Origin of the sequence: Pseudolactococcus hodotermopsidis, from assembly GCF_011170085.1 — a bacterium.
In the GTDB taxonomy this organism is placed as follows: domain Bacteria; phylum Bacillota; class Bacilli; order Lactobacillales; family Streptococcaceae; genus Pseudolactococcus; species Pseudolactococcus hodotermopsidis.
Window position 1 is genome coordinate 42060 of record NZ_BLLI01000008.1, and the last position, 6664, is coordinate 48723.

The 6664-nt window shown below is 34.8% G+C and carries 9 protein-coding genes and 1 pseudogene; all 10 read left to right on the forward strand.

Annotation, left to right across the window (positions count from 1 at the left end):
- The first annotated feature begins 137 nt into the window (after positions 1-137).
- Entirely contained in the window at positions 138-410 is a 273-nt protein-coding gene (locus Hs30E_RS02545) for a TIGR04197 family type VII secretion effector (protein ID WP_172207714.1), read from the forward strand.
- Positions 410-721, forward strand: a complete 312-nt coding sequence (locus tag Hs30E_RS02550) for a hypothetical protein (RefSeq protein ID WP_172207715.1) — start codon at positions 410-412, stop codon at positions 719-721. Before Hs30E_RS02545 ends, Hs30E_RS02550 begins: the two co-directional genes overlap by 1 nt.
- 3 nt (positions 722-724) lie before the next feature.
- Positions 725-1159: a hypothetical protein gene (locus Hs30E_RS02555; RefSeq protein WP_172207716.1), complete on the forward strand. Its 435-nt coding sequence runs from the start codon at positions 725-727 to the stop codon at positions 1157-1159.
- Positions 1153-2775 carry an EndoU domain-containing protein gene (locus Hs30E_RS02560; protein WP_172207717.1) on the forward strand — a complete coding sequence of 541 codons (1623 nt, stop codon included), beginning with the start codon at positions 1153-1155 and terminating at the stop codon, positions 2773-2775. The genes Hs30E_RS02555 and Hs30E_RS02560 overlap by 7 nt, the downstream gene beginning before the upstream one ends.
- Positions 2776-2796: 21 nt before the next feature.
- A complete protein-coding gene (locus Hs30E_RS02565; protein WP_172207718.1) occupies positions 2797-3108 on the forward strand; it encodes a hypothetical protein in 312 nt (103 codons plus the stop codon).
- 80 nt (positions 3109-3188) lie between these two features.
- Positions 3189-4487, forward strand: coding sequence for a CdiA family toxin C-terminal domain-containing protein (locus Hs30E_RS11080; RefSeq protein ID WP_228461973.1), 1299 nt, complete (start codon positions 3189-3191; stop codon positions 4485-4487).
- A gap of 10 nt (positions 4488-4497) precedes the next feature.
- Positions 4498-4875, forward strand: coding sequence for a ribonuclease toxin immunity protein CdiI (gene cdiI / locus Hs30E_RS02575; protein ID WP_172207719.1), 378 nt, complete (start codon positions 4498-4500; stop codon positions 4873-4875).
- Between the two features lie 104 nt (positions 4876-4979).
- Positions 4980-5879: a hypothetical protein gene (locus Hs30E_RS02580; protein ID WP_172207720.1), complete on the forward strand. Its 900-nt coding sequence runs from the start codon at positions 4980-4982 to the stop codon at positions 5877-5879.
- Positions 5880-5890: 11 nt separating this feature from the next.
- Positions 5891-6409, forward strand: coding sequence for a hypothetical protein (locus tag Hs30E_RS02585; RefSeq protein ID WP_172207721.1), 519 nt, complete (start codon positions 5891-5893; stop codon positions 6407-6409).
- Positions 6406-6664 (forward strand): annotated as a pseudogene (locus tag Hs30E_RS02590) (hypothetical protein); the annotation flags it as partial. The gene Hs30E_RS02585 and the pseudogene Hs30E_RS02590, both read left to right, overlap by 4 nt.

The following is a 6664-nucleotide window of genomic DNA, read 5'->3' on the forward strand; positions in this document are numbered from 1 at the left end:
CCGCTTTTTTTGTAGATAAATGAATAAAAGAACTAATGATTTATTTGAAAATATATCTTAATATATATCAAATTATGGAAATGCTTTCAATAAAATGTTATAATATCTTAAAATGTAACTAAGATATAGGAGAATTTATGCCAACAGGGAAAATAAAATCAAGTACCGTAGATGCACAAGCCGCAATTTCAGAACTTACAGGGATAAGCGCAACTAATTTTGCGAACCAATCTGTTGATTTCAGTTCAAGTAATATTTCAAGTATGCTTGCAGGTCAGATACTAGTCAATCAACTCATGAATCATACTTCAAAAGTTGTTTCATGCGTCTTATCACAAGCTAATAAATTTCCAGAATTAGCTCGTGCGATTGAAGAACGTGATATTGCAGATAGTCAGAGGTTTAGATAATGGTTAAAGAAACAGCTAAAAAAGGGCTTTTTGATGATTTTTGGACAATTTCCCCCGAGCGTGATTTAGTAGATGATACCAAAAAAGTTGAAGAAGAAATCATCGAAAATCCTCGGTGGGAAGATTATGACTGGACAGACTGGGCAGAATATTGGCATATTAGCATTGAACGGACACGGCTAAACTTTGAAAAGGCAGACGACGAAGAAAAAGTCAGCTTAATTTATGCTAATCGAACAATTCATGAACAAGCTGAAGAAAAACGTCAAAAACTTGCTAAAAAAGAAGCTGATAGGGTCAAGTATCAATAATCTTTGAAAAAGTTTGCTGCTGAGAAAAAAGAAAAAGCAGTTCCAACTTCTCTTTTTGAGAATACTACAAGCTATAAGCAACAACCGAAAGATAACATTGAAGCTAAACGTAACGCACTTTACCAAGAAATTATGCGTCAAGAATCAGATATAGATGAACTCAAGGGTATGACTAACAAGCTTACTCAAAATAATGAAAACTTCATTTCAGACATCAGGCGTAATATTGATAATGCACGCTCTATTTTTGAAAATTCACAATTGAATTCTAGGCAAGCACAAGGTGAAAATGAAATTTATCAAAGTGTTTATGCAAACTTAAAATCTCGCTTTGAAATCCAAAATGAGAAGATTAGGCAGTCCTCAAATAGAACAAGACGTGATATTGAAGATAAGATTGATAACTTGAGCAGAGAAAGGAACAACTTACCGTGGTAATCTATGACAGTGGCGATTCAAGCAATCTGATAACAGCCTTAGAAGCTAACCTTTCAGGCGCTCACCAAATCTTCAATCGTCTTTCAAAAGGTAGTCAACATCTAATCGGTGTGATTGATTCAGGCACCTTATCAGGTGCTGCCTATAAAGCGGGACAAACATTGTTTGTTGCTTATATCAATCCCATGCTTCAAAAATTAAATCAAGCTATCGCAGATATACAAGGCGACCTAAAATCTTATCAATCGGCAGATAGTGCCATAAGTGCTGTGGGTAATCATTTGGATAGCGACCAAATTCAAGAACTTCTAAAACTCACTCAGAATATGATTGATTTAGTTGAGCAAAAAATCAAAGATGATCGAGATTTCATCAATCAATTTTTTAGTGGCGGGTTTGAAAAGGTTGGTAATGCTTTATCAGAATTGCCCGCCCTCTATGACCAACTAGAAAATTTAAAAAAAATTAAAGCGACACGCCAAAAAGAACTGAAAGCGCTAGAAACCTTTGCAAGTTCGACTAACTCACTTTTTCGAGATAGCTTACGTGCTTTTGAAAATGCGATGAAAGGCGTTGATGTTATCAATCAGTCAACCGCAAGTGCAGACGGTACGATTACTTTTCCTGCGGGTGCTGATATGAGTTGGGCTGCGAAGTTAGGTAGTGAAAAATTTAGTTCCAATCTTTCGGAAAGTAAGGAAGAAAGGTATCACAAATCAAAAATAAAAGAGTTAGAGAAATATAACATTTATGCCATGCCCTACGAAGACCCGACGACCAAAGAAGTTAAAATCATGTGGTTTATTGACAAGGACGGTGTGCGTATTTTTGACGAGGAACTACAAGATTACGTTGAAAAATATGGCAAAAACTTTGTTGGTATGTATGAAATTGTTGGTTGGGAGAAGATTTATGAGCTAGACCTTGCGGCAAGGCGAAAAGGGAACGGCAAGAATTATCTCACGGACGGTCAGCTGCCTAGTGGCTGGGAAAAGTGGGGTCAAGCTGGAGGCTTTGCAGATTCTATTTATTGGTATAGTTCAAAGAGTGGTTTGCTTGATTTGGCGCTGATTGCTGGACTTTCTTATGCGGCTAGTAAGTCGCAGACTAAGGCTGGTACTGGTGTTAATGTTGCGAATGTTATGGATGATGTTGCTTCAGGAGTTGGAAAAGGAAATTCGCAAAGTGTAGAAATTAGAATTTCTTCAGAAAGCATTAAGCATGCTGATTTAGGTGGCTTTACAGTTAATCCCTCCACTAATGAAATATCAAAAATGAAAGGCGGTGGTCATGGACAGTCTAATATTGATTTTCTTAAAGAAAATGGATTTGAAGTCAATATTGAAAACACTTATCCTAATGGTGTTAGAACAGGGAATGTGCCAAGCCATAAAACTAAAGCCAAGAGGACTGGTAACAATCAATCTTGGTTTCCAGATAATTGGACAGCTAAAGATATAGAAAATGCAGGTCAGCACATTGCTAGTCAATCAAATTTTAATGTAATTAAAGATGGGGAAGTTATTTTTGGAGATTATAATGGAGTTCGAGTAGGTGTGATAAAGACTGAAGGTAAACCGGCTACTATTTTTCCAGATGCTACACAACAACCTTAATGCGAATGGAGGGAATAAAAAATGAATTTAAAAAACGATATGAATAAAAAATTACAAAATAGAAAAATTTTGAATATAAACGATGATTTTGGAATTGAAAAATCATGGGAAGAAATGGTAGAGCTTTTGTCTCAAAATGAAGATAGTACTATAAACTATCTTGAATCAGTTGAAAAAGAAGATTTGTATTATATCAGCGAGATTTTTGAAGATTTATCCGAAATTTTTCAAAGTCCGAAATTTATAAGTTGTTTAAGAAAATTGGATGAAAAATTTCCAAAATTAGAGATGACTAACGATATTGATATTGCAGAGAGTTATATTGAGAAATAGGAAATTCCTGTTGGCATAAAATTTGATAAAGCGAGGAAAAAAAGCATGAGTATTTATCAAATTCCGAATTTCCAAAGTCATTGTCAAATAATGAACAACTTCTAAAACTCACTCAGAATATGATTGACTTGGTTGAGCAAAAAATCAAAGATGACCGAGATTTTATCAATCAGTTTTATAGTGGTGGATTTGAAAAGGTTGGTAATGCTTTATCAGAATTGCCCGCCCTCTATGACCAACTAGAAAATTTAAAAAAAATTAAAGCGACACGCCAAAAAGAACTGAAAGCGCTAGAAACCTTTGCAAGTTCGACTAACTCACTTTTTCGAGATAGCTTACGTGCTTTTGAAAATGCGATGAAAGGCGTTGATGTTATCAATCAGTCAACCGCAAGTGCAGACGGTACGATTACTTTTCCTGCGGGTGCTGATATGAGTTGGGCTGCGAAGTTAGGTAGTGAAAAATTTAGTTCCAATCTTTCGGAAAGTAAGGAAGAAAGGTATCACAAATCAAAAATAAAAGAGTTAGAGAAATATAACATTTATGCCATGCCTTATGAAGATCCGAAAACCAAAGAAGTTAAAATCATGTGGTTTATTGACAAGGACGGTGTGCGTATTTTTGACGAGGAATTACAAGATTATGTCGAAAAATATGGCAAAAACTTTGTTGGTATGTATGAAATTGTTGGTTGGGAGAAGATTTATGAGCTAGACCTTGCGGCAAGGCGGCGAGGGGACGGTAAGAATTATCTCACGGACGGTCAGCTGCCTAGTGGCTGGGAGAAGTGGGGTCAAGCTGGAGGCTTTGCGGATTCTATTTATTGGTATAGTTCAAAGAGTGGTTTGCTTGATTTGGCGCTGATTGCTGGACTTTCTTATGCGGCTAGTAAGTCGCAGACTAAGGCTGGTACTGGTGTTAATGTTGTGGATGTTATGGATGATGTGAATGGTATTCCGATAGGGGAAAATGCTGTAAATCATTTGAAGAATGTGGAGGGAGTTGGAAAAAAAGGTATTAGTGGTGGTCACAATTCTAAGGCTTTCTTTGAAAGTTTAGATGAAGTTGGCGGAAGAATTACATCAGAAACATCTCATCCAAATATTTCAGGAATTAAAGAGATATTCTATGAAGTTCCTAAAAAAGGAATTGATGGTAAGGCATTAACTCCACCGGAATATAGACTTATCAACCGACCTAAAACTGTTTATGACCCTGGTATTATTAGTGATAAGCAAATATATGTGTGGGGACAAGAGGCAATGAAGAATGGGGTTATAGATAAACGTGAAATTACTGGAATAGCAAATAATGGTTTAAAATTTAAAGGATTCATTGAAGATGGAAAAATAACTAATTTTTTTCCAATGTTAAATTAAGGAGAATGAAATGGCATTGATAGTTACTAATCAAGAAGAAAGACATATTTTATTAAGAACTTATGCAAGTAATATAGACAAAAGAAGTTTGAAAATGTTTTCAAAAAAAATAGGCTATGGGAATGATTTTATTGGAATATATTTTAAAGAAGAGTTAGAAGAAGATCCGTACGAATTTCAACAAGAATTATCCGAAATTAAAGATAATCAAGTTTTATTAAATGCTGACCCACCAGCAGCACCAGTAGAAGAAAATTTATATCTCAATTTTGATGAATTCTATGATTATTTGGTAGAAGTCGTTAATGAAAGAATTGCCGAAACACCTAGCGATAAAGCTGAATATGAACATCTTTTATCAGAAGTGAAAACAGCTTTAGGTTTGTAAAACTAATTCTATAAATAAATTCAAGTTCCAATCTTTCGGAAAGTAAGGAAGAAATTTATCACAAATCGAAAATAAAAGTGTTAGAGAAATATAACATTTATGCCATGCCATATGAAGACCCGAAAACCAAAGAAGTTAAAATCATGTGGTTTATTGACAAGGACGGTGTGCGTATTTTTGATGAGGAATTACAAGATTATGTCGAAAAATATGGCAAAAACTTTGTTGGTATGTATGAAATTGTTGGTTGGGAGAAGATTTATGAGCTAGACCTTGCGGCAATGCGAAAAGGGAACGGCAAGAATTATCTTACGGACGGTCAGCTGCCTAGTGGCTGGGAAAAGTGGGGTCAAGCTGGAGGCTTTGCGGACTCTATTTATTGGTATAGTTCAAAGAGTGGTTTGCTTGATTTGGCGCTGATTGCTGGACTTTCTTATGCGGCTAGTAAGTTGCAGACTAAGGCTAGTACTGGTGCTAATGTTGCGAATGTTATGGATGATTTGAAAGGAACTAGCAAGGGGAAAATTTATGTTGATAATATTGGTAGTCAAGTGACGCTTGAAGAGTACTTAAAGTATAATCCAGAAAATACTTTAAAAGATTATGAATTACTTATCAAAGAGCAATCGCCATGGCTTAAAGATTTTATTCCAGTATCTGAAACTTTAAAATCAGGAGACACCCTTGAAATAGCTTTAAGTCAAGGACAACCAATTAATAAACCTGGAAATTTTGCAACAGAAAGTAATACGATACCTTCTATTGATTCTGTCAGAGAAAATTTAGCGGTAAAACAAGAATGGAAACCTACCATTGACAGGGTTGTTGAATATCGAGTGAAAGTAGGTGTCGAACTACCAGTAAAAAGTGGACCAGTTGGTCCTCAGATTGATCTTGTTACTGATAAATATCTTTCAGGTGGAGCAAATCAGTTTCAAATTGATGTTCCTAATCAAGATATAATGAAATATTTAGAGATTGTATCTGTAAAAACTATTAAATAAGGGAGAAAGTAATGTTAGATGATTTAAATTATACAACAAACAAGGTTGAGTGGAGTTTTGAAACTGCGATTATTGAAAAGGATTTAGATGATATAATTACTGCTACTGAAAATACTTCTAATCATTATGTTTATGTTGAAACAGGAAAGAATTTTGTTGCGCAGGTTGGATATTTTTTTGATTTCTCTGGCGTATTATTATTATCATTTGATTTAGAAAAAGGAGTCCTTAATTGGAGTACTGGAAACTCTATTCAAAATTATGATTTTTCACAAGTTGGTTACTTTCCTAGCAAAAATATGACAACGATACTTGTTAATAATGGTGTTTTAATATTTGATTCCATGGGAAATAAGTTATTTTTAATATCTAGTCCTGTTGACTATTCTTTGGAATATTTTCAAGAATTTCCAGATTATATATCTGTTGTTGCAACAAGTATTAAAAATGCAGACAAGTATGGAAGAACGCAATATAATCTTAAAATTAATGTTGATTCTAAAAAGTTAGAAAATGTAAATCTTGCTTGAAATTAGCTATTGCAGAGAAATTGGTAAGTAAGTCATTTTTTCGTAGTGTAAAATTTGAATTTGTACTCACTTCAGGCGCTCACCAAATCTTCAATCGTCTCTCTAAAGGTAGTCAACATCTAATCGGTGTGATTGATTCAGGCACCTTATCAGGTGCTGCCTATAAAGCGGGACAAACATTGTTTGTTGCTTATATCAATCCCATGCTTCAAAAATTAAATCAAGCTATCGCAGATATACAAGGCGACCTAAAAT

Excerpts from the sequence above, each read along its gene's own strand:
- Hs30E_RS02545 (WP_172207714.1), top strand. The coding sequence starts at position 138 with ATGCCAACAGGGAAAATAAAATCAAGTACCGTAGATGCACAAGCCGCA.
- Hs30E_RS02550 (WP_172207715.1), top strand. The coding sequence starts at position 410 with ATGGTTAAAGAAACAGCTAAAAAAGGGCTTTTTGATGATTTTTGGACA.
- Hs30E_RS02565 (WP_172207718.1), top strand. The coding sequence starts at position 2,797 with ATGAATTTAAAAAACGATATGAATAAAAAATTACAAAATAGAAAAATT.
- cdiI (WP_172207719.1), top strand. The coding sequence starts at position 4,498 with ATGGCATTGATAGTTACTAATCAAGAAGAAAGACATATTTTATTAAGA.
- Hs30E_RS02580 (WP_172207720.1), top strand. The coding sequence starts at position 4,980 with ATGCCATATGAAGACCCGAAAACCAAAGAAGTTAAAATCATGTGGTTT.
- Hs30E_RS02585 (WP_172207721.1), top strand. The coding sequence starts at position 5,891 with ATGTTAGATGATTTAAATTATACAACAAACAAGGTTGAGTGGAGTTTT.